The sequence below is a fragment of the Brucella anthropi ATCC 49188 genome (assembly GCF_000017405.1).
GTDB classification, from domain to species: domain Bacteria; phylum Pseudomonadota; class Alphaproteobacteria; order Rhizobiales; family Rhizobiaceae; genus Brucella; species Brucella anthropi.
Genome location: NC_009667.1, coordinates 1,236,273 through 1,260,846 on the forward strand (window position 1 = coordinate 1,236,273; position 24,574 = coordinate 1,260,846).

A 24,574-nucleotide genomic window follows, 5' to 3' on the forward strand; every position below is an offset into this window, starting at 1 on the left:
CTTGCGGGAACAGGCGTCGTGGCAATCCAGTGCTTTCAGCACATCGGCATAGCAGTTGGCCACACTTTGAAGCGCTTCGGTCGAAAGCTTGTCGGCGGCGTAGAGCGCCAAGGGTTCCGTGTGGGCTGGCAGTGCTGGAATTTGCCACTCTATGCACCGGCGCGAACAGGTCAATCATCACGAACATTTTCTGCCGTCACTGCAATTATGAGCGGCGTTGCTCAGATCGCAATGCTTTCTTTTCGAGATATGCCCTGATCCCAAAATCTGCGCGATTTAAAAGAATATAATAATATACTTAGACATTATATAAGTATAACTAAAATATAATAGAGCTTATACGTCTTGTTAAGGCATTGACTGCTAGCATATTTTGATGAAATAACGGAATTATTTTAAAAATAGTGGCCTTGATTCCACCTTTTATTACGAGATGGAAAATGATGTTTCACTATAATGTTGATTAGAGATGTCTTTTTTGCGCGTTGCAACGCGCTTTTGCCAAGGGGCCTTACGGCATGAACGACTGCTGCTTTGCTGGAAAATTCCGCGACGAGAACACCCAGACCCGCGTTTCTCGGGAAGGTCGGATCGAGATGTCGATGCGTGGAATTGAACGTGCTCCTTGGGCGCGCGCTTTTACCTTGGGGCAGGCGAGCGGAGCTGTCGAAGGCAGGTTAGAGCGTGGCGGCAGTCTTTTGGCGCAGGTGGCGCTGGTGCTGGCGCTCTCTGTTTCCGGTCTGGCGCTAAGCAGTCATCGGGCGGCAGCGACGGACTATACGGCGGGGGTGAATAATACGAACCTGAATGCCGGTGACACCATTACTACGACGGCTAACATTGCCGATGGGTTTCGAGTTGATAATGGAACCACGGTCGTTGCTCCTGGCGAAAATAAAATCTCGACGAGCGGGAGGTTTTCTGCAGGTCTGTATGCAAAAGGGACTAATTCCGTTCTGAATGCCACTAATGTCACTGTAACAACGACGGGTGCGAATTCTGATGCCGTATCTGCACTTTCTTCAAGTGTGGTGACCATAAATGGCGGTACACTTATTGTCTCTGGCGATTCTTCTATCGGTGCGTATTCGGATGGCGCGACCATTAATCTAACGAATGTTGTGATCAATTCTACAAATAATAATACTGTCGGAGTAGTGTCCGCCGGGGCGAAAGGGGTGGTCAACTTAGACAAGGTTGCCATCAGTGCTACCGGCGGTGCCGTAGCCGGCGTAAAAGTCGCAGGTGGCGGGCTTATGATTTTGTCCAATGGCAGTTCCGTTACCACGGAAGGAGCCTACGGCGCTTGGCTTGCGGGGGGTGAGCTGAGAATTCAAGGCAGCACTATTACCGCGAGTGCCGCAAGCGCGGTCTATTATACCAGCGGCTCACTTTCGATCACTGGCGCCGCTACCAAGATGATGGCCACCGGGGCAGATGCTGTGGTTATTGCAGGCGGAAAAGATGCGACCATCGGTGATGGTGTCACGATTACAGCCAAATCCGACGACAAAAGAGGTGTTGTTGTAAACGGCGGTGGGCAGCTGACAATTGGTAGTGCGAATGTCTCGACGGAAGGCGCGAACGGCTTTGGCCTTTATGCGAATGGGGCAGGCAGCTCAATCATTGCCACCGGAACGCGCGTTGAAACGAAGGCGACAGGGGCAGGCAGAGCGCAGGGTGTTGTGGCGCAATCTGGCGCCAGCATTACTCTCAAAAACGTGAGTATCTCGACTGTGTCCGGCAATGGACACGGTGTCTGGGTCAAGGATGCTGGTTCAAGCGTTACGATGGACGCGTCGACTTCAATATCCACGACCGGAGCGTCGGCTTATGGTGTTCTCGTTGAGGCCGGCGCCACCGAAACATTCACGGGCGGAAGCAGTACGACTGCCCTGCCCGGAACCATGTCGATTTTGGGCGATAACTCGGCTGCATTCGGGACGTATGGCGCTGGTGCAAAAATTACGTTTGACGGAATAGATTTTGCCACCGCGTCCAACATTACGCTTGGAACGAACGCATGGACGGTGATTGCCGGTAGTTCTGGAGTGGTTGAATTCAAAGGCAACACCGCTGCAGCAAATACCAGACTTTTAGCTCAAGGTTCAGGTTCGCTTTTATTCACTGGAGCGGCGACGGCGGCCGGTGCCCGGGTCAAGACTGACGGAGCCGGTAGTGCGTTTGATATAAGCGGCAGTACGCGTACTACCGATTTTTCGATAGGCTCGCTGGAAGGAACAAGCGGCAAGGTCGTCTTGGGCGCGAATATGCTCACGATCGACGGTGCAACATCCACAAGCTACGCTGGCATTATTTCCGGCACAGGTGGATTGACCCGCGCCGGCACTGGCACGATCACGCTGACGGGTGCAAATACCTATTCAGGCGGAACGACTTTAAAGGGTGGTGTTGTCTCCGTTGCTGCCGACTCTGCCCTCGGGGCGACGACAGGTGGGCTGACGTTCAATGGTGGCACGCTTCAGATTACGGGAACGACTTACACCTCAACGAGCCGCGCGATCACGTGGGGTGCGGGTGGCGGCACGTTCGATGTGAGCACAGCGGGCAATACTTTCACTGTTGCCCAGAATCTTGGCGCGGGCGGTGCTCTGACCAAGATTGGTGCTGGCACATTGGTTCTGTCTGGAACCAATCAATATACGGGTGGCACGAATATCAATGGCGGCACGCTGGTTGCCGGTTCGAATGGCAATCTTGGCGCCACCTCTGGCGGTCTGAACCTCAACGGCGGCACGCTGCGTCTTTCGTCTGCCTTCGACAATGCGCGCGCCGTGACGCTTGGCGCAGGCGGCGGCACGATCGAAACGGTCACTGGCAGCAGCATTTTTTCAGGCGCCATCAGTGGCGCGGGTGCGCTGACCAAGACGGGCGCGGGCACGATGATTCTGACCGGCGCCGACAGCGCGACGGGGCCGACGACGGTTGCAGCAGGCGTGTTGCAGATCGGCAATGGCAGCACAACGGGTTCGATTGTAAGCAATATAGCCAATAGTGGTTCGGTGGTTTTCAATCGTTCCAATGACTTGGCTTATGCTGGCGTCATCAGCGGTGGCGGTAGTCTCACCAAGTTGGGTGCCGGAACGCTGACGCTTACGGGCGACAGCACCTATACGGGCGCAACAACGATTTCCGCCGGAACCCTGCAAGTCGGCAATGGCGGTACGACTGGCTGGCTTGCCAGCAACGCGGTCACGAACAACGGTGCATTGAACTTTAACCGCAGCGACAACAAGACCTATTCCGGTAGCATCAGCGGTACTGGCTCGGTGGTCAAGAGTGGAACCGGTACGCTCATTCTCGACGGTACGAACAGCTATTCCGGCGGGACGACCATCAGCGGTGGCACACTGCAGGTCGCCAGCGATGCCAAGCTTGGTGCGACAACCGGCAACGTGACACTGGATGGCGGCACGCTCAGCCTTGCAGGTACGATCACGTCCGGGCGTGCATTCAGTATTACCAACAAGAACGGCACAATCGATACGGGCACTGATGCGGATACGCTCAGTGGTGTTGTAAGCGGCGCAGGCAAGCTGACCAAAACGGGTAGCGGAACGCTGGTTCTGACGGGCGCCAATACTTACAGTGGTGGCACGACAATTTCCGCAGGTACATTGCAGCTCGGTAGCGGGGCGGCTGCTGGATCGATTACGGGAAATGTTGTCAACAACGCAACGCTGGCGTTCAACCGCAGTGACTCAAGTACATTCTCAGGAGTGGTCAGTGGTTCCGGTGTACTGAAACAAAGCGGCACTGGTACTACGATTCTGACTGGTGCAAACACCTATACCGGCAATACTGTGATTGAGCGTGGTGTGCTGCAGGTTGGTAACGGCGCAGCTACCGGCGCCATATCTGGTAGTGTCACCAACAGCGGCACTCTGGCGTTCAATCGTTCCGATTCCTACACGTACTCTGGCACAATCACCGGCACAGGTTCGTTGAAGCAAATTGGTACGGGCACGCTCATTCTGACGGGTGATAGCACCTATACTGGTCTTACGACGATTGACAGCGGTACGCTTCAGCTGGGCGCCGGCGGCACCAGCGGAAAACTCAACAGCGATATTGTAAACAATGCGGCGCTTATCGTGGACCGTTCGGACGATCTTTCTTATGACAAGAAGATCAGTGGCTCGGGTACATTTGAAAAACGCGGTGCGGGCAAGCTGACAGTCACCGGCAACAATGATTATGCAGGTACGACCACCATCTCGGCAGGTACGCTTCAGATCGGCAATGGCGGCGGCACTGGCTCTATCAACGGCGATATCGTCAACAACAGTAAATTGATTGTCGATCGCAGCAATAATATTGATTTCACCCATGTTCTCAGCGGCACTGGTACGCTGGAAAAGCAGGGCACGGGCAGCCTCACTGTAAGCGGAGACAACTCGGCCTTCTCCGGTGCCACGACGGTGAGCGCGGGGGGGCTTGTCGTCGACGGGAAGCTTGGTACCGGAACTGTTACGGTTGCGAGCGGTGCATCGCTTAGCGGTAATGGTAGTGAAGGTACTATCGGCGGCGATACGACGATCAACAGCGGTGGCATACTTATAGGAGCACAAGGTTCAACGCTTAACTTCGGAAGCAACCTGACGCTTGCTTCGGGAGGTGTGCTGAATGTGTCCTACGGTGCATTCGATGCCAGTGCGGGTACGCTGTTCAACGTTAGTGGCAATCTGAACTTAAACAACAATACAGTGAATATCAGTTCTCTCGGTGGTTTTGGCCCGGGTCAGTACAACCTGTTCCATTTTGGCGGAACGGTTTCTGGTACATTGCAAGTAGGCACTCTTCCACAAGGTGTAGTTGCTGGAGATATTGATCTCCATAGCGATGGCAATGATTTCTATCTCACAAATCATCAGGGAATGGTTCTCGGATATTGGGATGGTTCTGTAACCAGCTCTGGTTCATCGGTGACGGGGGGCGACGGTACCTGGGACGCGGCGACAACAAACTGGACAGATGTAGATGGCGGTCTGCATGCAAGTTGGGTTGCTACTCAATATGCGATGTTTAGCGGCCAAGCCGGTACGGTTACGGTTAGCGGTCCGGTTACTACTGCAGGTATGAATTTTTATACTGATGGTTATATAATTAACGGGGATCCACTGACGCTAGCAAGTGGTTCTACAGATGCGCCTATCATACGTGTGGGTGATGCCGGATCGTCAGACTTCTCGGCTACCATTAACGCGGTACTATCCGGTACAGACGGTATGGAAAAAACCGATCTTGGTACCCTGATACTCACTGCAGCCAATGATTACACGGGCCAGACCACCGTTCAGGCTGGTACGCTTCAGCTTGGGGACGGCGGAACGACCGGCAGCGTCACCGGCGGCATCACGTTGGGAAAATCAGATGAGGAATATATTCCAGTTCTGGCGATCGATCGTTCCGACAATTTCACGCTGGGCAACATAATTGATGGTCGCGGAACGCTGGTTCAGAAGGGCACTGGCGCGACGACGCTTGCCGGAGCCAATAGCTATAGTGGCGGCACGGATATTCTGGGCGGCAGCCTGATCGTTGCTGCCGACAATAATCTTGGCAATGTTGCAGGCGTCGTCGATATCGATGGCGGTGCACTTCAGTTTGCTGCTGATCTGTCATCGACGCGAGGTTATTCGATTGGCGCCTCTGGCGGTACCATCGATACAGGCACTTACAACGATACGATTACAGGTGTCATTGATGGCACCGGGCAATTCAACAAGTCGGGCACGGGAACGCTTGTTCTGGGCGGTGACAATACGTTCACCGGCAATTTGCATGTGAATGCTGGCACCTTGCAGATCAGCGACAATAGCAATCTGGGAAATCCCACGAGCCATTTGTATGTCAAGGATGCGACGTTGCAGTTTGGTGATGCTTTCATCATGACGCATGACCTGACGCTTGACGGCACCGGGGCGACAATTGATACGAATGGGAATGACAATTCGATTTCAGGCGTGATCGACGGAGGCAACCTTACCAAGACAGGTTCCGGCACACTTACCCTGACCGGTATCAACACCTATACCGGCGATACCGAAATTGATGGCGGTACGCTGGCGGTTTTTGAAGATGCGAACTTTGGCCAGGATGTCAGCAACAGCATTATCATCGGTGATGCGACCCTGCGTCTGGATGAAAGTTTTGATACCACGCGTGGCATCAAACTCACCAATGCCAATAGCACGATTGATGTTTTTGATGATGGCGTCAACACACTCACCGGCAAGCTGACCGGAACCGGTGCGTTGAACAAGGCTGGAACGGGTACCCTGGTTCTTAGCGGAACAAATGACTATCAAGGTGGAACCGATATCAAGGCGGGTATCCTGCAGATTTCGGACGATACCAATCTTGGTATAGCTACGGGAGCCGTCACGATTGACGGTGAAGCCGAACTGCAGTTCAGCCAGGGCGTGACGAGCGCCAGAGGCATTACGCTGGGAACGACGGGTTCCACTATTGATACCATGGCGGGTACCAGCACACTGAGCGGTGTCGTCGGTGGTGGTGAATTGCACAAGTCCGGCGTGGGTACACTCGTTCTTGCAGGGACCAATACCTACAAAGGCACGTTCCTTGACGGCGGTATCGTTCAGATCAGCAAAGATGAAAATCTTGGTGCAACCAGCGGTGCGGTCACTTTCAACGGTGGAACACTACAGTTGTCCGCTGATGTCACGACTGCAAGAGCCATGACAATCAACGATGCGGGAGGTCTGATCGACACCCAGGGCAATACGGGCACACTTGGTGGTATTCTCTCCGGCACTGGCGAATTGACGAAAGACGGCACTGGAACACTGGTTTTGACAAATGCCGGCAATTCCTACAGCGGCAATACCTTCATCAAGGAGGGTACGCTTCGTCTCAGCGGTGCTGGCTGGATAACAGGTGATGTGACCAATGATGGTACTCTCGAATTTAGCAGCAGTGCATATCAGGAGTTTACCGGGGTCATTTCCGGAACGGGGTCGGTCGTTCAATCGGGAACGGGTACCACCATCACCCTTTCCGGTCAAAACGCCTATAGTGGCGGCACCTCGATCACGGCTGGAACACTTGCTATCAGCGAAGACGACAATCTGGGCACCGGTGCGCTAAGTATCGCCAACGGTGCGACCCTTAAGCTGACAAATTCTTTTGCGTTCAGCCACGCTGTTACTCTCAATGATGGTGGTGTTGTCGACACCGGAACGAACAGCAACACGCTTGCTGCTGTTGTATCCGGTACCGGTGGTCTGACGAAGACAGGTAGCGGCTTGCTTACGCTGTCGGGGACCAACACCTATGCTGGCGGCACGACGATCAACGGCGGTATTCTGCAGATCAGTGCCGATGCCAATCTTGGCGAGGCGAGTGGTTCCGTCACCATGGCTGGTGGCACCACGCTTGAGTTGGCAAATGGCGTTACAATGGACCGCACCTTCACGCTGAACGGGGATGCGACGATCCAGACTGATGAGGGAACATCGACGATCAGCAAGGTGATCAGCGGTGATGGCGGTCTCACGAAAGCTGGTGAAGGCGCGCTCGTACTCGAAGGTGTCAACACCTATAAGGGCGGTACGTCTATAAATGACGGTGTGCTGCAGGTCGGCAGCGATGACAATCTGGGAGCTTCGACAGGCAACCTCTCCTTCAATGGCGGCGAGCTCCAGATCACTGGCAGCGATTTCAAGTCGAACCGTGAGATTGCGCTTCAGGCCGCGGGCGGCACAATCGACACCTTGATGAACAGTCCAGAACTGGCGGGCGATATTACCGGTACGGGCGGACTGACTAAAATTGGCCTAGGCAAGCTTACGCTTTCGGGAACCAATACCTATAGTGGCGGAACGTCCATTGAGCAGGGAATACTGCAGATCGGCAGCGATGACGGTTTGCGCGGGAGTCTGACGGGCAATATCGAGAACAATGGCACTCTGATCTTCAACCGGGACACACTGACCTATGGAGGTGATATCGCCGGAAGCGGAAAACTGGAGCAGACTGGTGCAGGCACGACGATTCTGACAGGTTCTGCGGTTATCGACGGCGGTACGACCATCGATAGTGGTGGAAAGTTACAGATCGGTGATGGATCGAATAATGGTTCTCTCGCAGGCGATGTGTTGAACGATGGCACGCTCGCTTTTGATGCTGCTGCAGATACCAACATTAATTTTGATGATGTCTTAAGCGGTAGCGGCATTCTGGAGCAGAACGGGCAGGGATCGTCGACGTTCACGGCTGATAGCAGTGCCTTCGAAGGAACAACGAATGTCACCGCAGGAAGTCTCTATGTGAATGGCACCCTTGGCAGCGCAGCATCATCAATGAGTGTGGCAGCCGGTGGAACCCTTGGTGGTAGCGGCACAATCGGAGGCAATACCACGGTTGCCGGAATGCTGAAGGGCCAGGATGGCGCGACACTGACCTTCGGTGGTAGCCTGACTATGCAGGCAGGCAGCACGATACAGGTTGCTTACGGAGCTCCGAACAGCACAGGTCTGTTTAATGTTCAAGGTGCGCTGAGCTTCCAAGGCAGTACCGTGAATATTCAGGATTTTGGCGGTTTCGGCCCCGGAGCCTATCGCCTGTTTGATTATCAGGGCACAGCTACCGGAACCGATCCCGCAAACTTGAAGATAGGTACCGTACCGGGCGGCCAATCATCTGATGCCTATATTGTCTATGATGATGTTAACAAGCAAATAAACATTATGAACTCTGCTGGTGTTGTTCTGAATACCTGGAAGGGTGGCGACGGCACTTGGAACCAGACTGATCCGAGCTGGCATGACTCAAACGATCTAGGCATTACAGGTCTCTGGAACAACTATGAGTTTGCTCTCTTTAACGGGCCGGCTGGAACAGTAGCCGTTGATACGGGTATTCAAGCGTCCGGTATGGCGTTCCAAGCGGACGGATATAGTCTGACCGGTAACAATCCCATCACACTTGCTCATGACCCAAACACTCCCTCAACTGATAAACCCATCATTCGTGTAGGGGATACAACCGATGCCGGCAAGGCCATGACGGCCACGATCGCAGCGCCGATTGCTGGTACGGAAGGCCTGCAGAAAACCGATTATGGCACTCTGGTTCTAACAGGTGCCAACACCTATACTGGTGGAACGGATGTTCTGCAGGGTTCGCTTGAACTCGGCGACGGCGGCACGATCAATGAAGCTGATGGAATTTCCGTCGATGCCCAAGGGCCGCAGATAGCAACATTCGCTATTAACAAAACTGGAACATTTACCTTCGGTGGCGTGATCTCAGGGGCCGGTCAGTTTGCGCAGAAGGGTACCGGCGAAACGATCCTCACTGGGAACAACACTTACAGCGGCGGCACATCGATCACGGCCGGAACGCTTTCCGTAAGCAACGAGAACAACCTCGGCAATGTTAGCGGTCAGGTTAGTATTGACGGTGGGACTCTCAAATACAGTCAAGGCTTTGCCAGTGCCCGCGCCTTTGCTCTCGGAGCAGGCAACGGTACGATCGAAACGGATGACACGGTCAATGACACGATTGTTGACGGCGTTGTCTCAGGTAATGGCGGCCTGACGAAGAGCGGAGCTGGAACACTGGTTCTGGCCAAGGACAACACTTATGTTGGCGATACAACAATAGCTGGCGGCACGCTCCAGCTTGGTAATGGCGGGACAACCGGAAAAATCCTGGGCAATGTCAATACCGGTGCAGATGCAAACAATAACGGCACGCTTGTCTTCGACATGTCGAGCAATCCGGTCTTTGCGGGAACGATCAGTGGTTTCGGCAATGTCGAACAGTCCGGCAGTGACGCGCTGACATTGAAGGGCACCAACACCTATAGCGGTGGCACCACAATCAACAGCGGAACGCTGGCTGTTTCGGCTGACGCCAATATGGGCGACACAAGCGGTTCTCTGACAATCAAGAATGGCACGTTGCAGAATACCGCGCAGTTCACGATGGACCGTGATGTGGTTGTTGGCGATGCCGGAGCGACATTCCAGAACGATGCCGACCTGACATTGGCTGGCAATATGACCGGAACCACGGATTGGTCGAAGGATGGAAGCGGCAAGCTGATCATCAACGGTGACGCAAGTGCCGCTACCGGGACCGCGTCTGTCAACAACGGCTATCTGCAGGTCGACAATGAACTGGGCGGCAATGTAAATCTCGTCAACAGCACAGCCGGAGTTGGCGGTGCTGGCAAGATCGACGGCAATGTCGATGTGGCAAGCGGAACTCTCTACGGTAAAGGCGGGCAGACGCTGACTATCGGAGGTGATCTGACCCTCGCCGCTAATAGCACAACCAGCGTCCAGTGGGGCAGCGTGTCCCAGCAGGCTGCTTTCCATGTGGATGGCAGTCTGACGATGGATGGTACCCTCAATGTGGTCGATACTGGCGGTTTCGGTTCAGGGACCTACAAACTGTTCACCTATGATGGCACACTGACGGATGATGGCCTTTCGTTCGGTACCGTACCGGGAGGACAGGCGGCGAAGGACCGTATGTCGGTCGTGACCGCCTATACCGGCTCAGTCTATATCGTGAACACCTATGGCGCAAAGGTTCAGTACTGGAACGGGGAAGGGACTATCGCCGATATCGAAAGTGGTAACATTGTCGGAGGTGATGGTACCTGGAGCGCGACCAATAAAAACTGGTCCGACGATAAGGCCAGTGTGCTTGCGCCTTTCGATGATGGCTCATTCGCTTTCTTCGGTGGCAAAAAGGGTAATGTCACTGTCGATGACACTGCTGGACAGGTTAATGCGGCCGGTATGCGCTTCGTTGTCGATGGTTATGTGATTAATGGCGGCTCTCTCAACCTGACGAGCACGACGGGAGCGCCGATCATTGCGGTTGGCGATGGAACCGTCGATGGCGCCGCGATGACTGCAACCATCGGGTCCGTGCTTACCGGCAACCAGGGTCTCGATAAAACCGAACTCGGCAAACTGGTCCTTACCGGACAGAACACCTATACCGGCGGAACAACCGTCAGCAACGGTGTGCTCCAGCTTGGTGACGGAACCAACTCGGGTGACATAAAAGGTGACGTGACAGTTGCCAATGATGTTAACGGAGAGGGAACGTTGTCCTTCAAGCAGGGGGGGGGACTACAATTTCGCCGGAAATATTGCCGGCGGTGGCAAGGTCACTCAGGACGGTGCGAATACAATTCTGACGTTGAGCGGAAACAACAGCTTCAGCGGCGGGCTGACGGTCAACAGCGGTACCGTAAAGGCGGGCAGTGACAATGCTTTCGGCACCGGGGTCCTGACTGTCGGGGATAATGGCAAAGTAGATCTCGGAAGTACCAGCAACACGGTTGGCGGTCTCAGTGGGGCCGGAACGGTCAACATTGGCTCAGGAACCTTCACCGTCAATGAAGCTGCGGACTCGACCTATAGCGGCGTATTGTCCGGCACTGGCAGCTTCACCAAATCCGGTGCGGCTGACCTGACGCTCACTGGTTCCAACCAGTATACCGGTGCAACGCTTGTCAAGCAGGGGACGCTGGCGCAGGGAAGCCAAGGTGCATTCAGTTCGGCATCGGCCTATACGACGACGCGCAACGGGACGCTGGATATTGGCGGGTACGATACGACTGTGGCCTCCCTCGACAATGGTGGCACTGTTACTCTGAGTGACATGACAGCCGGAACCACTCTGACGGTAGCTGGTAACTACACCGGCTCCAATGGCACCCTCGTCATCAACACGGTGCTTGGTGACGACAACTCCAAGACCGACAGATTGAAGGTTGCTGGTGACACCTCAGGCACTACCAATCTGCAAGTAGTTAATCGTGGTGGGCTTGGTGGCCAGACGGTCAACGGTATCGAAGTTGTCGATGTTGCCGGGCAGTCCAATGGTACCTTCTCGCTTGTCAGCGATTACACAACCAAGGATAACAAGAAGGCTATCTGGGCTGGCGCCTATGCCTATACACTGCAGCAAGGATCGGGCAGCGGTAACAAGGATGGTAACTGGTATCTCGTGAGCCGTTATGGTGATACGGAACCAAACAACCCAGACAACAATGGTCCCCGTTATGGCGCTGGCGTGCCGGTCTATCAGGGGTACGGCCAGAACATGCAGGCCTTGAACAAGTTGCCGACCTTGCAGGAACGTGTGGGCAACCGGTACTGGACGGGCGAGAATGGCGACGGCCAGACGAACGGCGCCATGGTCGACGGAAATGGCATCTGGGCGCGTATCGAAGGAGCGCATAACCGGCTTGAACCGCAAAGCGTCACCGGCATGAAGCAGGACATCAATACCTTCATCATGCAGGCAGGCGTTGACGGTCAGTTCTACGAGGATGACAACGGAAAACTGGTTGCTGGCATCACCGGGCAGTACGGTACGGCCCATGGCAATACCAGCTCGTTCTTCGGTGACGGCTATACCGACACGCGTGCCTGGAGCCTTGGTGCAACAGCGACCTGGTATGGCAACAATGGCTTCTATGTAGACACGCAGGGCCAGCTTACCTGGTTCGATAATGACCTGTCTTCCGATGATATGAATTCGGCACTGGCTACCGGCGCGAAGGCCTTCGGTTATGCCATGAGTGTGGAAGCAGGCCAGCGTGTCGCCATCGATGATCATTGGTCGCTGACGCCGCAGGCGCAGCTGATGTGGTCGTCGCTGGATGCGGACGCTTTCCAGGACATTATGGGTAACCGGGTTGGTCTCGACAATTCCAACAGCCTGACGGCGCGTCTTGGCCTTGCTGCAAACTACCGCAACGACTGGACGGGTGAAGACGGCCTCATGGTCAACACCTCGGTCTATGGTGTCGCCAACCTCTACCAGTCCTTCCTTGGCGGAATGCGTATCAACGTGGCCGGTGTTGATATCGACACCGACAACGACAAGACCTGGGCAGGCATCGGTGCCGGTGGCACCTATGCCTGGGCGGACCAGAAATACGCCGTCTATGGTGAGGGCTCGATCAACACCTCACTCAATCACTTCGCTGACAGCTATGCTCTTAAGGCAACCGTCGGCTTCAAGTTGAAGTGGTAAGACCCAGGCCTGGGCTATGAGCTCTGCAATCTGAGGCTCCCGAAACTCCAATGGAGGACCGGGAGCCTCACTTTGAATGCGAGAAAGGAAAGACCGATGGCGGCCTTTGTTGACGCGGGTGGTGACCTTGTCCGGTCCGAGCCGTTCATCGATCTGAGGTGGCGGCCTGGCACGCGCCTGACCATATCCAAGATTTGTACTGCGGGCATTTGCCCCTCTGGTCGAGGATATTTCTGGACAGTTGCCTACGCCGAAAGCTCTGCTGTGGTTCGCAGGCATCAGCACGGCCGGCATCGTTAGCATCGTGTAGCCACGCGGCGACTGTGTTGAGAGCGTGCTCATCGTAACGGACAAGGTTGCGCCGGGCCACGAACTGATTTCCATACCAGAATACAACACCAGCCAGTCAGGATAAAACCATGACCGATATTGAACACCTTCATCAATTGATCCTGAACCTTGCAGCGCGTCTGCAAGCAACCGAGGCGATAGCCAATGCGGCGATCTCCATGGTTTGCGCCATAGATGAAAAGAAGGGTGGCGCCCGGGAAAAGTTCCTCAAGGAAACCTTTCCGCTTCTTCTGCTGAATGCCGCTAATGCGCCGTCTCAAGCGACCAAGCCGGAACTGGACCAATGGCTGCGCCAGCGTGAGCAGGACTTCCTCAACGAGGATTTAAGCAAGATCACGGCCCAGATTGAGCAACTGCGCGGACAAACGAAAGCTACCGTCAATTAGAGCGTATTCCGAAAAGTGTGAAGCGGCTTTCGGACAAGATGCGCTTTAAAACAAACAAAGCGTCGATCTGAATCGATCAAATCGAAACGCGCCCTAACGCATTCGCCAGTCGCATGGAACTTCCACCATCGTCTGTAGGCGATGAAAACGATCAAGTGTCCCTGGCATTCATTACAGGGGCGCATCAAAACAATATTTTCACAAGGGCATTTCTATGAACTATCGTTATTCGTTCCTCTCCGCCGCCGCATTCTTGGCTCTCACGGCAACAGCTTCGGCAGCGCCGTTACCCGGAGGCGCCAGCACCCTCACAGAAACCTATCAGGACTGGTCCATCTCCTGCCAGGCGCAGAAAGAGAGCACAAACTGCATCATGAACCAGATGCAGAACTCCTCCCAGACTGGCCAGCGTGTCCTGACGGTCGAACTGCGCAATGTCGCTGGCGGCAAGGTTGAAGGCGTGCTTTTGATGCCGTTTGGGTTGAATCTGGCGAAGGGCGCCACATTGAAGATCGACGAGGGAGAAGCACCCGCGCTCACCTTCTCGACCTGCCTGCCGCAGGGTTGTCTGGCGCCACTTTCTTTCGATGCCAAGCAAGTCGGTAAGCTCAAGACGGCAGCCAATCTCAATATCACTGCCACCGCACTTGAACCCAGCCAGCCAGTTGCTTTCAAGGTCTCGCTCAAAGGTTTTGGAAGCGCTCTTGATCGCATTGCCGCTCTGACGAAATAAGCCGGGTTCAAAAATTCCTCTCTAGTTTCGCGCGTCGATCTGCTTCAAGCATATCGGCGTGCGAAGCAGAGCCGTTCCACATATTCTGAGTGTGACACCGGCAGAAACAGCAGCAAGGACGCGGGTTCAAAGATCAACCGAACGGGCATTTTGCCATATCTGTCGACCGTCAACGTTAGCCAGATCGCGTCAGAACCGAACTCATTTGAAAGTTCATACAATTCATTCTGCTCGGAAAGCGATAGAAGAGCCAGTCCCAGAACGGCTTAGCGGTCATCTTGGGCTTGGAAGGCAATGATCAGTCTTTAAAAGCGTTATATTCGCTCAGTTCCATGAGGCGGTAGAAATCGCCCAGCGTCTTGCCGCGTTCGGCCCGGAAGAGGCGGCCTGCGTCGCTGGCCTCAACGATACGGTCGGTCCGGAATGTGCGGAAAGCATTGCGCAATTCGCACCAGCCGATAACCGTCCAGACCTTGCCCCAGAACCACAGACCAAGCGGGCGAATATCACGCTCGCTTTCGCGCGATTCCAGATCTCGATAGCGGATATTGAGTACATTGCCCTGATCGACGGCGCGTTCCACCGCGTCGATGATACGGCGTTCGTCCATGCTGATGCGGGCCGTGGGCGCATGTATCTGAGTACTTGTGATACGAGCGCGTTCTTCCTTGGGCAGAACGGCTTCGATCTTGACCAGAGCCTCTTCTGCACCACGCGCCATGGAAACGCCGCCCCAGGCGCGGATGAGGCGCGCCCCGGCAACCAGAGCGACGATTTCATCGCGCGTGAACATAAGCGGCGGGAGTTCGAAGCCTTGCCGCAGAATATAGCCGACACCGGCTTCGCCATCGATGGGGACGCCAGTCGACTGCAGATCGGAAATATCGCGATAGATGGTGCGTTCGGAGACTTCCAGCCGCTCGGCCAGCTGGCGCGCGGTGACGAGCCTGCCACCGCGCAGGTGCTGAACAATCTGGAAAAGGCGGTCTGCACGGCGCATTCCGTTTTATTCTCCGTTGCAGTATTTGGTGTTGCGCTGTTCCAGATAGCGATCCGGCCAGCCCAGATCCTTGCGCAGGTCTTTCGGCAGTCCATCGATCACACGCTCGGTGCGAATGAAACGACGGCGTTCATCATGCCTGCGCCTGTATTCCTTCAAAACTGCGATCAATGGTGCGATTGCGAGTGCCATGGTGAAATCTCCCTCATCCTTGGATACGCAGTATCGCACACCCCTCCTGACAGCTTTCTGTCAGGAGCAAATCCTTATTTCATTATCTTCCTAATATAGCGGGGCCGCAACATCATGCCTTATAGCGTGGTGCTGCTGTATAGCTGAGGGGCAGACGCCCACCATCCGCATAGATGGTCTGGCCTGTTACATAGCTCGCATCCCGCGATGCAAGAAAAGACGCTATCGAAGCAATTTCAGAGGCTTGGCCTATGCGACCCAGTGGTGTTCTTGATAGAATCCTGTTGCGGGCATCGGCGTCTGTGTTCACGGCGGAAAGCATGTCGGTCTCGATGGAGCCGGGGCCGATGGCATTGACGCGAATCCCCCAACGGGCGAGCGCTACTGCCATGGTACGTGTCAGCTGGTTCAATCCGCCCTTGGAAACGGAATAGGCGAGCTGCTCCGGCAAACCGAAGATTGCGTTGACCGATGACATGTTGATGATCGTGCCTGGATCACCGCCCGATTCGACTCGCTCCACCATGCGTTTTGCCACGGCCTGTCCGCACAGAAACGCGCCTTTGAGATTGACACGCATGACACGGTCAAAATCCTCTTCCTTGAGGTCAAGGAAATCCGCCTGATGCACGATACCCGCGTTGTTGACGAGAATATCAACCTCACCCAGATTGGTGATGGTGAAGGTCAGGAGATTGTGGACATCGAGCTTGTCCCCCACATCCGCCGCCATATGGCGAACCGGGCCGAATTGCTCCAGATCCTTGGCTGCGCGCATGGCGGCGGCGTTGTCGATGTCGGACAGGACTACGCTTGCGCCATCCATCAGGAAGCGCTTTGCTATGGCATAGCCAATACCGCGGGCAGCGCCGGTGACGATTGCCACCTTGCCTTCTAATTGCATGATCGATCTCCAATTTGCATGGAGAGTGGACCGGCGGAAACCGCCGGTCAATAGTCGGGACGGTTAAGATCAGGCGAAGGCGAGACCGGTGTGACGCTCGCGCAGAACGGTGCTGATTTCGTCCAGAATAGCCGGATCATCGATTGTGGCCGGCATCTTCCATTCTTCGCCGTCGGCAATCTTCTGAATGGTTGACCGTAGAATCTTGCCAGACCGCGTCTTGGGCAGACGCTTTACGGTCAGCGCCAGCCGGAAGGCTGCAACAGGTCCGATGACGTCACGCACCATGCTGACGCATTCCTTCTCGACCTCTTGCGGATCGCGGTCGATGTTGGATTTCAGCACGAGGAAGCCGCAAGGCACCTGACCTTTAACCGGGTCCGAAATACCAAGCACAGCGCATTCGGCAACATCGGGATGGCTGGAAAGTACCTCCTCCATCGCCCCGGTCGACAGGCGATGGCCAGCGACATTGATGATGTCGTCAGTGCGGCTCATGATGTAGAGATAGCCATCTTCATCCATGTAGCCGGCATCGGCGGTTTTATAGTAGCCGGGGAACTCGTTCAGATAGGCTTTGCGGAAACGCTCATCGGCGTTCCAGAGTGTTGGCAGGCAACCGGGCGGCAGGGGCAGCTTGATGAGAACATTCCCGAGCTGGCCGCGCTCGACTTCGTGGCCTTCATCGTCCAGCACGCGGATATCGTAACCCGGAAGACAGACAGCGGGTGAGCCGTATTTGGTTTCCAGAAGACCGAGGCCGAGCGGATTGGCGACCATCGGCCAGCCGCTTTCCGTCTGCCACCAGTGATCGATCACCGGGCAGCCCAGCAGATTTTCTGCCCAGTGAATCGTGTCGGGATCGGCGCGTTCGCCAGCGAGATAGAGGGCGCGGAACTTTGAAAGGTCGTAGCGACGCACGAAATTGCCGTCCGCGTCGTCTTTCTTGATTGCACGCAGCGCCGTCGGTGCGGTGAACATTACTTCAACGCCATGTTCGGCGATGATGCGCCAGTAGGTGCCAGCATCGGGTGTGCCGATAGGCTTGCCTTCGAACAGGATGCTGGTCGCGCCATGGATCAACGGGGCATAAACGATGTAGGAATGGCCAACCACCCAACCCACATCGGATGCGGCCCACCATACTTGTCCCGGTTTCACGCCGAAGACATTCTTCATGGACCAGTCAAGCGCCACCATGTGTCCGCCGTTGTCGCGCACGACGCCTTTCGGCTCACCGGTCGTGCCGGACGTGTAGAGTACGTAAAGCGGGTCGGTAGCATCAACCGGCGTGCAGGGAACATGACGACCGCGCGCGGCATCAACGGCCTCGCGATAGTCGAGGTCACGTCCTGCTACCGGTTCGTGCCGGTGCTGCTCGCGCTGCAATATGATGCAATGATCGACTTTGTGCTGCGCAAGTGAAATCGCCTTATCGAGCATGGCCTGATAGGGCACGATGCGGGTAGGCTCGATACCGCAGGAACTGGTGATGATCATGACTGGCTTGGCGTCGTCAATACGGGTTGCGAGTTCAGTGGCGGCAAATCCGCCGAAGACGACGGAATGGACTGCACCGATACGGGCCGATGCCAGCATGGCGACAGCCGCTTCGGGGACCATCGGCATATAGATCAGAACGCGGTCGCCTTTCGATACACCATTGTCGAGCATGACGGCGGACAGCGCTTCCACTTCTTCCAGCAGTTCGCGATAAGTGAATTTGCGCATCGTGCCGGTGACGGGGCTTTCATAGATGAGCGCAACCTGTTCACCGCGCCCTTTGGCGACATGGCGGTCGAGCGCATTATAGCAGGTGTTGCACTGCGCACCCTTGAACCAACGTCCATAGACACCTTCGTCGCCCGCAAAAACCTGGTCCCATGGCTTGAACCAGTCGATTGCCTGCGCCGCTTCAGCCCAGAAACGTTCAGGATCGGCCTGCCATGCGGCATAGGTTTCGGCATATTTCGAAGTCATGCTCTTCCTCCCAGAAGCATGCGCAACGCCACCCGTCGGGCGGTTGTCGCTTCCTGATTAGTCTGCTGACGAAAGCGCAAGATCGACCTGTTCTGGTCTATCTCCTCCATGCGCTTTTCATCACCTCCGCATGCAGTTTACGCCGCCCGGCGGCGGCTCGTCCATGAAACTTAAGATGAAGATGGAACCTTGTCGGTAAAAGGGTTGTGTCTGTTACACGCATCTTGCAGCGACGGCCTGTCTGCGTCACAAGGAGGCAGAGAGGTGATTTGTGACCAAAATTCTGCCTGTGCTGCTTGTTCTTCTGATGGGGCTGCACATCATCAAACCGCTTGGCCTGCCGGGCCTGAAGCAGCGCGGCGATTTCTGGAAGATCGCAGTCATCGCCATATTGATCATGGCACTGGCGGTGGGGTTCCACTTGCACGAAGGCTGAAGAAAAGCCCGGCTGACATGGCCGGGCTCTTGTTTCTCAAGACAAGTCAGGCTGCTTTTTCAAGATCTTTTTTCCAGCCGCCGGTGGCAGCCAGACCGTTCATCTTTGCCCGATGTGCGAAAGCCCGCTGACCAGCAGCGATGTTTTCATCCTTGCCGCCCCAGGCGTCCAGCGCTGCCGCCTGCAGGGCACGGCCATAGGAGAAAGTCATTTTCCACGGCATGTCAAAGCCCGCATTCATCGCAGAAAGGTGGGCGGTCGCTTCCTCGCCTGTCTGGCCGCCGGAAAGGAAGGCGATGCCGGGCACTGCTGCCGGAACTGTGTTGCGGAAACAGCGGACAGTTTTCTCCGCCACTTCCTCGACGGAAGCCTTGCGCGTTTTCTTGCCGTCGATGACCATATTCGGCTTCAGGATCATACCTTCGAGCCTGACGCGAGCATCGTAAAGTTCCGTAAACACTGTCTTCAGAACCCATTCCGTCACTTCGTAACAACGGTCGATGGTATGATCGCCCGGTCGGCCGTCCATCAACACTTCGGGTTCGACAATCGGGACGATGTTTGCTTCCTGGCAAAGCGCTGCATAGCGGGCGAGCGCCTGTGCATTCTGTTTCACCGCGCCCCAGCTGGGCAGGCCATCGGAAATCGAGATCACTGCGCGCCATTTGGCGAAACGGGCTCCAAGTGCGTAATATTCATTGAGCCGTTCGCGCAGACCGTCCAACCCCTCTGTGATGGTTTCACCGTCGAAACCAGCAAGCGGCTTGGCACCAGCATCGACCTTGATGCCCGGAATAGAACCCGCCTTGCGGATGATTTCGACAAGCGGTGTATCATCCTTGGCCTTCTGCCTTATGGTTTCATCATAGAGAATGACGCCAGAAATATAGTTCTTCATCGCTTCGTCCGAGCGGAACAGCATTTCGCGATAGTCGCGGCGCGTTTCTTCCGTCGAGGCGAGATGAATCGAGTCAAAGCGCTTCTTGATGGTGCCCGAGCTTTCATCGGCGGCGAGAATACCTTTTCCTGCTGCCACCAGTGCAATCGCAATGTCTTCAAGACGTTCAGTCATATGCAATGCTCCTTCTATCAAAGCGATGAGGGAGTGTTGGTTAAAACTATGGCGAGCGCAAGCCATTGAAACGGTTGAAAAAAATTCAAACGGTTTAGGTGAAGCAAGTTTTCCTAAACGCCGTCAGATTGGTTATCTCAGGTTTTTCCCGAAACTCGTTTTGATATCCGCCTCTCAACCCCCATGTAAGAAACCAGTGAGAAAAACCTCGCCCGTTTTCCATTGTCCAGATTTGAGGAGGAGATATGCGACGCGCCCTTTTGAGCCTGCCGTTTGTTCTGGCAGCATCAATGGTTGTCCTGCCGGTGCTGGATGTTTCGGCTGAGAGCATCAATGCCGGTGGCAGGAAGGCCGAAGCAAGTGCTCCGTTTACTGCAACGTCGGTTGCCGAATTCGATACGCCCTGGGCTATCGCCTTTCTGCCCGATGGCAGACTTTTATTGACGGAGAAGGGCGGCAAGATTTTCATCGTCACGCAATCGGGTGACAAAACTGCTGTCGATGGTGTGCCGGAAGTGGCATTCAGTGGCCAGAACGGCCTGCTCGATATTGCGCCTGCTCCGGATTTCGAAAAGGGCAAGGCAGTCTACTTCTCCTATAACGAACCGGCGAAGAACGGCAGCAGCGTCGTTCTGGTGCGCGCTGTGCTGGATGAAGGTGACGGCAAGGCAGCGCTGCAGGACAAGACCACGATCTGGAAACAGGATGCGGTGGCTCGCGGCGGACAGCCGGGCGGCATTATTGCATTCGAGCCGGATGGCAAACATCTGTTCCTTTCCGTCGGCGACCGCATGTTGCCTGCAACCGCGCAGGACGATGAGGCTCCCATGGGGAAAATTCTCCGCATGAATCTCGATGGTTCCGTGCCGAAGGATAATCCGCATGCGGATGCGGGAGGTGTAAGGGCATTGACCTGGTCAACCGGCCATCGCAACCCGTACGGACTGGCCTTCGGCCCCGATGGAAAGCTCTGGGAGCACGAGATGGGCCCGCGTGGCGGTGACGAGTTCAATCTCATCAAGCCCGGTCTTAATTATGGCTGGCCTGTTGTTTCCAATGGCGACAATTATAGCGGCAGGCCGATCCCGCGCCATAGCACACGTCCGGAATTCGAGCCGCCATTGGTGTACTGGACGCCGGTTATCGCTCCGGCCGGGCTTGCCTTTTACGAGGGAGACATGTTCCCCGAATGGCGCGGCTCGGCTTTGATCGGAGGGCTTTCGGTCATGTCGCTGGTGCGTGTCGTGATCGACAAGGATGGCAAGGCGGACGAAGCCGAGCGCTTTGAAATGGAAAACCGTATCCGCGATGTGGCTGTCGGTCCCGACGGGGCCATCTGGCTGATCGAGGATGACAATCCGGGACGTCTCCTGAAGCTGACCCCCAAAGCATGAAGAAAAAGCCCCGGATTTCCGGGGCTTTATTTGTTCTTATACATTCTTCCGCGCAAAACCGCTTCACGCTTTTGCTGGAAATGCTCTACTTCTTCAGCACATCAACGCCGGGGAGGGGCTTGCCTTCCATCCATTCGAGGAAGGCGCCGCCTGCGGTCGAGATATAGGTGAAGTCGTCGGCTACGCCAGCATGATTGAGGGCTGCGACCGTATCGCCGCCGCCGCCGACCGAAACCAGCTTGCCAGCCTTGGTGCGGGCGGCGACGTGTTTTGCGGTCTTGACCGTCGCGGTGTCGAACGGACGCAGTTCGAACGCACCGAGCGGACCGTTCCAGACAAGCGTGGCCGCATCATCGATGGCCGAGGCGATCAGATCGGTCGAGAGTGCCCCGGCATCGAGAATCATGCCGTCGCTTGGAACTGCATCGACTCCATAGGTCTTGTTCGGCGTATCGGCTGCAAAGTGCCAGCCCACGACAGCATCGACCGGAAGGATGATCGCGCATTTGGTGGTTTCGGCCTTGGCCATGATTTCGCGGGCGGTGTGGGCCAGCTCGTGCTCGCAGAGCGATTTGCCGACATCGTGTCCCTGCGCTGCCAGGAAAGTATTGGCCATGCCGCCGCCGATAACGAGCGCATCAACCTTTTCGATCAGGTTGGACAAGAGGTCGAGCTTGGTCGAAACCTTTGCGCCGCCGACGATGGCGACAACCGGACGAGCCGGATTGCCAAGGCCCTTTTCCAGCGCTTCAAGCTCGGCCTGCATGCCGCGTCCCGCATAGGCGGGCAGGACGTGTGCGAGGCCTTCGGTCGAAGCATGGGCGCGGTGGGCAGCCGAAAACGCGTCGTTCACATAAAGATCGCCATTGGCTGCCAGAGCCGCGACGAATTCCGGATCGTTCTTTTCCTCGCCCTTGTGGAAACGGGTGTTTTCCAGAAGCAGGACATCGCCGTCCTTCAGTGCATCAACGGCGGCCTTGGCGTGTTCGCCGATGCAGTCTTCGGCAAAATGGACACTCCGGCCAGAAATATGGGGTCCCAGCACCTTGGAGAGCGGCTTCACGACATGCTTCAGCGAATTTTCGTCCGAAGCAACGCCCTTGGGGCGACCGAAATGGGCGAGCAGAACTACCTTTGCGCCTTTCCTGGAAAGCTCGGCAATGGTCGGAACGATACGCTCGATACGGGTCAGGTCGGTGACTTCGCCATTCGCCATCGGCACGTTGAGGTCAACGCGGACCAGTACGCGCTTGGACTTGACGTCAGCATCGTCGAGAGTGCGGAAACTCATGATCTTTCTCCCAGAACTGTCTTTCGGGTGCCGGTGGAGCAGGAGAGCTCAAACAGGCAGGCGCCGGAAAAGGGTTGGATAGTCGGTGACAAGCCCGTCCTCGTCGACGGGCAATTCGGCGGTGAAGGTGCGGTCGGCGGCCTCGTAGCGATAGCGCCGCCCTTCCTCAAGGCAGGTATAACGCTGCTGGTCGCGCAGCGGACGGAAACTGTCGAACGGCACGTAAAGCATGTCGAGCTGAACGGTGCCGCTTTCCGGTGTGAGGCCAAGGCGGCGGATGGGCAGCGTGTTGGTGAAGGGCGTTCCTGCCAGATCGATATCGATGCAGCCATCGAACTCCGGCAATGCATCGCCAGCCATCGTGCTCCAGCGACCGTCGCCGTCGGAAACAAGCTCCAGCCGGTGCCCGGCTGTAGTTTCGATCAGGAAATGGAGGACATGCCAGACGCTGTTGCAGTCGATGCTGTAGCGCACGCCGTAGGGATTGTCTCCGCGGTCGCCAATCACCACGCTTTCAGCACGGATCGTGCGGCCTGCGGGGCCGATATTGAGATGTTCGAGCCCTTCTCCTTCCAGCGGACGCCAGCGCGCAACGGTGGGGAGAAGGGCGCGAAACATGGTCGGAGGCTTAGATCAGCTTGCCAAAGGCGACAGCGGTATCGCCCATGCGGCTGGAGAAGCCCCATTCATTGTCGTACCACGACAGGATGCGCACCATGGTGCCTTCCATAACCTTGGTCTGGTCCGTGTGGAAGACCGAGGAATGGGAGTCGTGGTTGAAGTCGTGCGAGACGAGTGGCTCATCTGTGTAGCCGAGGATACCCTTGAGGCGGCCATTGGCGGCTTCACGGATCGCGTTGTTGACTTCATCGACGGTCGTTGCGCGCTTGGCGATGAAGGTCAGGTCGACAACCGAGACGTTCGGGGTCGGAACGCGGATGGCAACGCCGTCGAGCTTGCCCTTCAGTTCCGGCAGAACGAGGCCGACAGCCTTGGCTGCGCCCGTCGAGGTCGGGATCATCGAAAGAGCTGCTGCGCGCGCGCGGTAGAGATCCTTATGCATGGTGTCCAGCGTCGGCTGGTCGCCCGTATAGGAGTGGATCGTGGTCATGAAGCCCTTTTCGATGCCGATAGCATCGTTGAGAACCTGAGCCACGGGGGCAAGGCAGTTGGTGGTGCACGAAGCGTTCGAAATGACCAGATGGTCCTTGGTCAGCTTGTCATGGTTGACGCCATAGACGACAGTCAGGTCCGCGCCGTCGGCAGGAGCCGAAACGATGACGCGCTTTGCACCAGCTTCAAGATGAAGCGCAGCCTTGTCGCGCGAGGTGAAGATGCCGGTGCATTCCAGAGCGATATCGACGCCTTCTTCCTTCCACGGCAGTTCAGCCGGGTTGCGAACGGCATGAACCTTGATCGGGCCGTAGCCGACGTCGATGGTGTCGCCTGCAACCTTAACTTCCTTGGGGAAACGGCCATGAACGCTGTCATAACGCAGAAGATGTGCGTTGGTTTCGACCGGGCCGAGGTCGTTGATGGCCACGACCTGAATATCGGTGCGGCCCGACTCGACGATGGCGCGAAGGATGTTGCGGCCGATGCGGCCAAAACCGTTAATTGCGACGCGAACTGCCATTTTCTCTTAATCTCCCGATAGGGTACTGCACATGCAGTGCTTCAAAACTCCGTCGGAACGGACAAATCGAACAGGATTCGTCCGGCCGGACTGGAATGGAAACTCAAACGCCGGCGTTTTTACGACGCCGGCGTTCTTAA

Annotated in this window: 14 protein-coding genes; 6 read left to right on the forward strand and 8 right to left on the reverse strand. The window is 56.0% G+C overall.

Translation table 11 applies throughout. The features are described from left to right. Window positions 1–518 precede the first annotated feature (518 nt). The 4 genes from OANT_RS26320 (at window position 519) to OANT_RS06085 (ending at window position 14,529) form a co-directional block, all read left to right on the forward strand. A complete protein-coding gene (locus tag OANT_RS26320; RefSeq protein ID WP_144243790.1) occupies window positions 519–11,279 on the forward strand; it encodes an autotransporter-associated beta strand repeat-containing protein in 10,761 nt (3,586 codons plus the stop codon). Continuing rightward, on the forward strand, window positions 11,212–13,059 hold the full coding sequence (locus OANT_RS06075) for an autotransporter family protein (protein ID WP_049768394.1): 1,848 nt from the start codon (window positions 11,212–11,214) through the stop codon (window positions 13,057–13,059). The genes OANT_RS26320 and OANT_RS06075 overlap by 68 nt, the downstream gene beginning before the upstream one ends. A 419-nt stretch (window positions 13,060–13,478) precedes the next feature. Further along, a complete protein-coding gene (locus tag OANT_RS06080; protein WP_010661413.1) occupies window positions 13,479–13,796 on the forward strand; it encodes a hypothetical protein in 318 nt (105 codons plus the stop codon). A 214-nt stretch (window positions 13,797–14,010) separates the two neighbouring features. Beyond that, window positions 14,011–14,529, forward strand: a complete 519-nt coding sequence (locus OANT_RS06085; RefSeq protein WP_012091314.1) for an invasion associated locus B family protein — start codon at window positions 14,011–14,013, stop codon at window positions 14,527–14,529. 298 nt (window positions 14,530–14,827) lie between these two features. Here the strand turns inward: OANT_RS06085 and OANT_RS06090 are convergent, their stop codons facing one another. The 4 genes from OANT_RS06090 to OANT_RS06105 form a co-directional block, all read right to left on the reverse strand. Further along, a complete protein-coding gene (locus OANT_RS06090) occupies window positions 14,828–15,529 on the reverse strand; it encodes a helix-turn-helix transcriptional regulator (RefSeq protein ID WP_010661411.1) in 702 nt (233 codons plus the stop codon). 6 nt (window positions 15,530–15,535) lie between these two features. Then, a complete protein-coding gene (locus OANT_RS06095) occupies window positions 15,536–15,721 on the reverse strand; it encodes a hypothetical protein (protein WP_012091315.1) in 186 nt (61 codons plus the stop codon). 112 nt (window positions 15,722–15,833) lie between these two features. Next, on the reverse strand, window positions 15,834–16,625 hold the full coding sequence (locus OANT_RS06100; RefSeq protein ID WP_010661409.1) for an SDR family NAD(P)-dependent oxidoreductase: 792 nt from the start codon (window positions 16,623–16,625) through the stop codon (window positions 15,834–15,836). Between the two features lie 69 nt (window positions 16,626–16,694). Then, window positions 16,695–18,605, reverse strand: a complete 1,911-nt coding sequence (locus OANT_RS06105) for a propionyl-CoA synthetase (protein WP_012091316.1) — start codon at window positions 18,603–18,605, stop codon at window positions 16,695–16,697. A gap of 271 nt (window positions 18,606–18,876) precedes the next feature. Here OANT_RS06105 and OANT_RS26845 point away from each other — a divergent pair, with 271 nt between their 5' ends. After that, a complete protein-coding gene (locus tag OANT_RS26845) occupies window positions 18,877–19,041 on the forward strand; it encodes a hypothetical protein (RefSeq protein ID WP_012091317.1) in 165 nt (54 codons plus the stop codon). Between the two features lie 46 nt (window positions 19,042–19,087). Here the strand turns inward: OANT_RS26845 and OANT_RS06110 are convergent, their stop codons facing one another. Beyond that, window positions 19,088–20,113 (reverse strand): class I fructose-bisphosphate aldolase, encoded by a 1,026-nt coding sequence (locus OANT_RS06110; RefSeq protein WP_012091318.1) that lies wholly within the window; start codon window positions 20,111–20,113, stop codon window positions 19,088–19,090. A gap of 245 nt (window positions 20,114–20,358) precedes the next feature. Between OANT_RS06110 and OANT_RS06115 the strand changes: the two genes are divergently transcribed. After that, on the forward strand, window positions 20,359–21,507 hold the full coding sequence (locus OANT_RS06115; RefSeq protein WP_012091319.1) for a PQQ-dependent sugar dehydrogenase: 1,149 nt from the start codon (window positions 20,359–20,361) through the stop codon (window positions 21,505–21,507). A gap of 85 nt (window positions 21,508–21,592) precedes the next feature. On the opposite strand, the gene OANT_RS06120 is transcribed toward OANT_RS06115, so the two are convergent. The 3 genes from OANT_RS06120 to gap are packed head-to-tail and all read right to left on the reverse strand — an operon-like array spanning window position 21,593 to window position 24,434. Beyond that, window positions 21,593–22,798 (reverse strand): phosphoglycerate kinase, encoded by a 1,206-nt coding sequence (locus OANT_RS06120; protein WP_012091320.1) that lies wholly within the window; start codon window positions 22,796–22,798, stop codon window positions 21,593–21,595. A 48-nt stretch (window positions 22,799–22,846) separates the two neighbouring features. Beyond that, complete coding sequence (locus OANT_RS06125) at window positions 22,847–23,416, reverse strand: putative glycolipid-binding domain-containing protein (protein ID WP_010661402.1); 570 nt, start codon at window positions 23,414–23,416, stop codon at window positions 22,847–22,849. A 10-nt stretch (window positions 23,417–23,426) separates the two neighbouring features. After that, entirely contained in the window at window positions 23,427–24,434 is a 1,008-nt protein-coding gene (gene gap / locus OANT_RS06130) for a type I glyceraldehyde-3-phosphate dehydrogenase (protein ID WP_010661401.1), read from the reverse strand. Window positions 24,435–24,574 lie beyond the last annotated feature (140 nt).

Excerpts from the sequence above, each read along its gene's own strand:
- OANT_RS06100 (WP_010661409.1), bottom strand. The coding sequence starts at position 16,625 with ATGCAATTAGAAGGCAAGGTGGCAATCGTCACCGGCGCTGCCCGCGGT.
- OANT_RS06110 (WP_012091318.1), bottom strand. The coding sequence starts at position 20,113 with ATGACTGAACGTCTTGAAGACATTGCGATTGCACTGGTGGCAGCAGGA.
- OANT_RS06095 (WP_012091315.1), bottom strand. The coding sequence starts at position 15,721 with ATGGCACTCGCAATCGCACCATTGATCGCAGTTTTGAAGGAATACAGG.
- OANT_RS06115 (WP_012091319.1), top strand. The coding sequence starts at position 20,359 with ATGCGACGCGCCCTTTTGAGCCTGCCGTTTGTTCTGGCAGCATCAATG.
- OANT_RS06085 (WP_012091314.1), top strand. The coding sequence starts at position 14,011 with ATGAACTATCGTTATTCGTTCCTCTCCGCCGCCGCATTCTTGGCTCTC.
- OANT_RS06080 (WP_010661413.1), top strand. The coding sequence starts at position 13,479 with ATGACCGATATTGAACACCTTCATCAATTGATCCTGAACCTTGCAGCG.
- OANT_RS06090 (WP_010661411.1), bottom strand. The coding sequence starts at position 15,529 with ATGCGCCGTGCAGACCGCCTTTTCCAGATTGTTCAGCACCTGCGCGGT.
- OANT_RS26320 (WP_144243790.1), top strand. The coding sequence starts at position 519 with ATGAACGACTGCTGCTTTGCTGGAAAATTCCGCGACGAGAACACCCAG.
- OANT_RS06120 (WP_012091320.1), bottom strand. The coding sequence starts at position 22,798 with ATGAGTTTCCGCACTCTCGACGATGCTGACGTCAAGTCCAAGCGCGTA.
- OANT_RS06105 (WP_012091316.1), bottom strand. The coding sequence starts at position 18,605 with ATGACTTCGAAATATGCCGAAACCTATGCCGCATGGCAGGCCGATCCT.
- OANT_RS06125 (WP_010661402.1), bottom strand. The coding sequence starts at position 23,416 with ATGTTTCGCGCCCTTCTCCCCACCGTTGCGCGCTGGCGTCCGCTGGAA.
- gap (WP_010661401.1), bottom strand. The coding sequence starts at position 24,434 with ATGGCAGTTCGCGTCGCAATTAACGGTTTTGGCCGCATCGGCCGCAAC.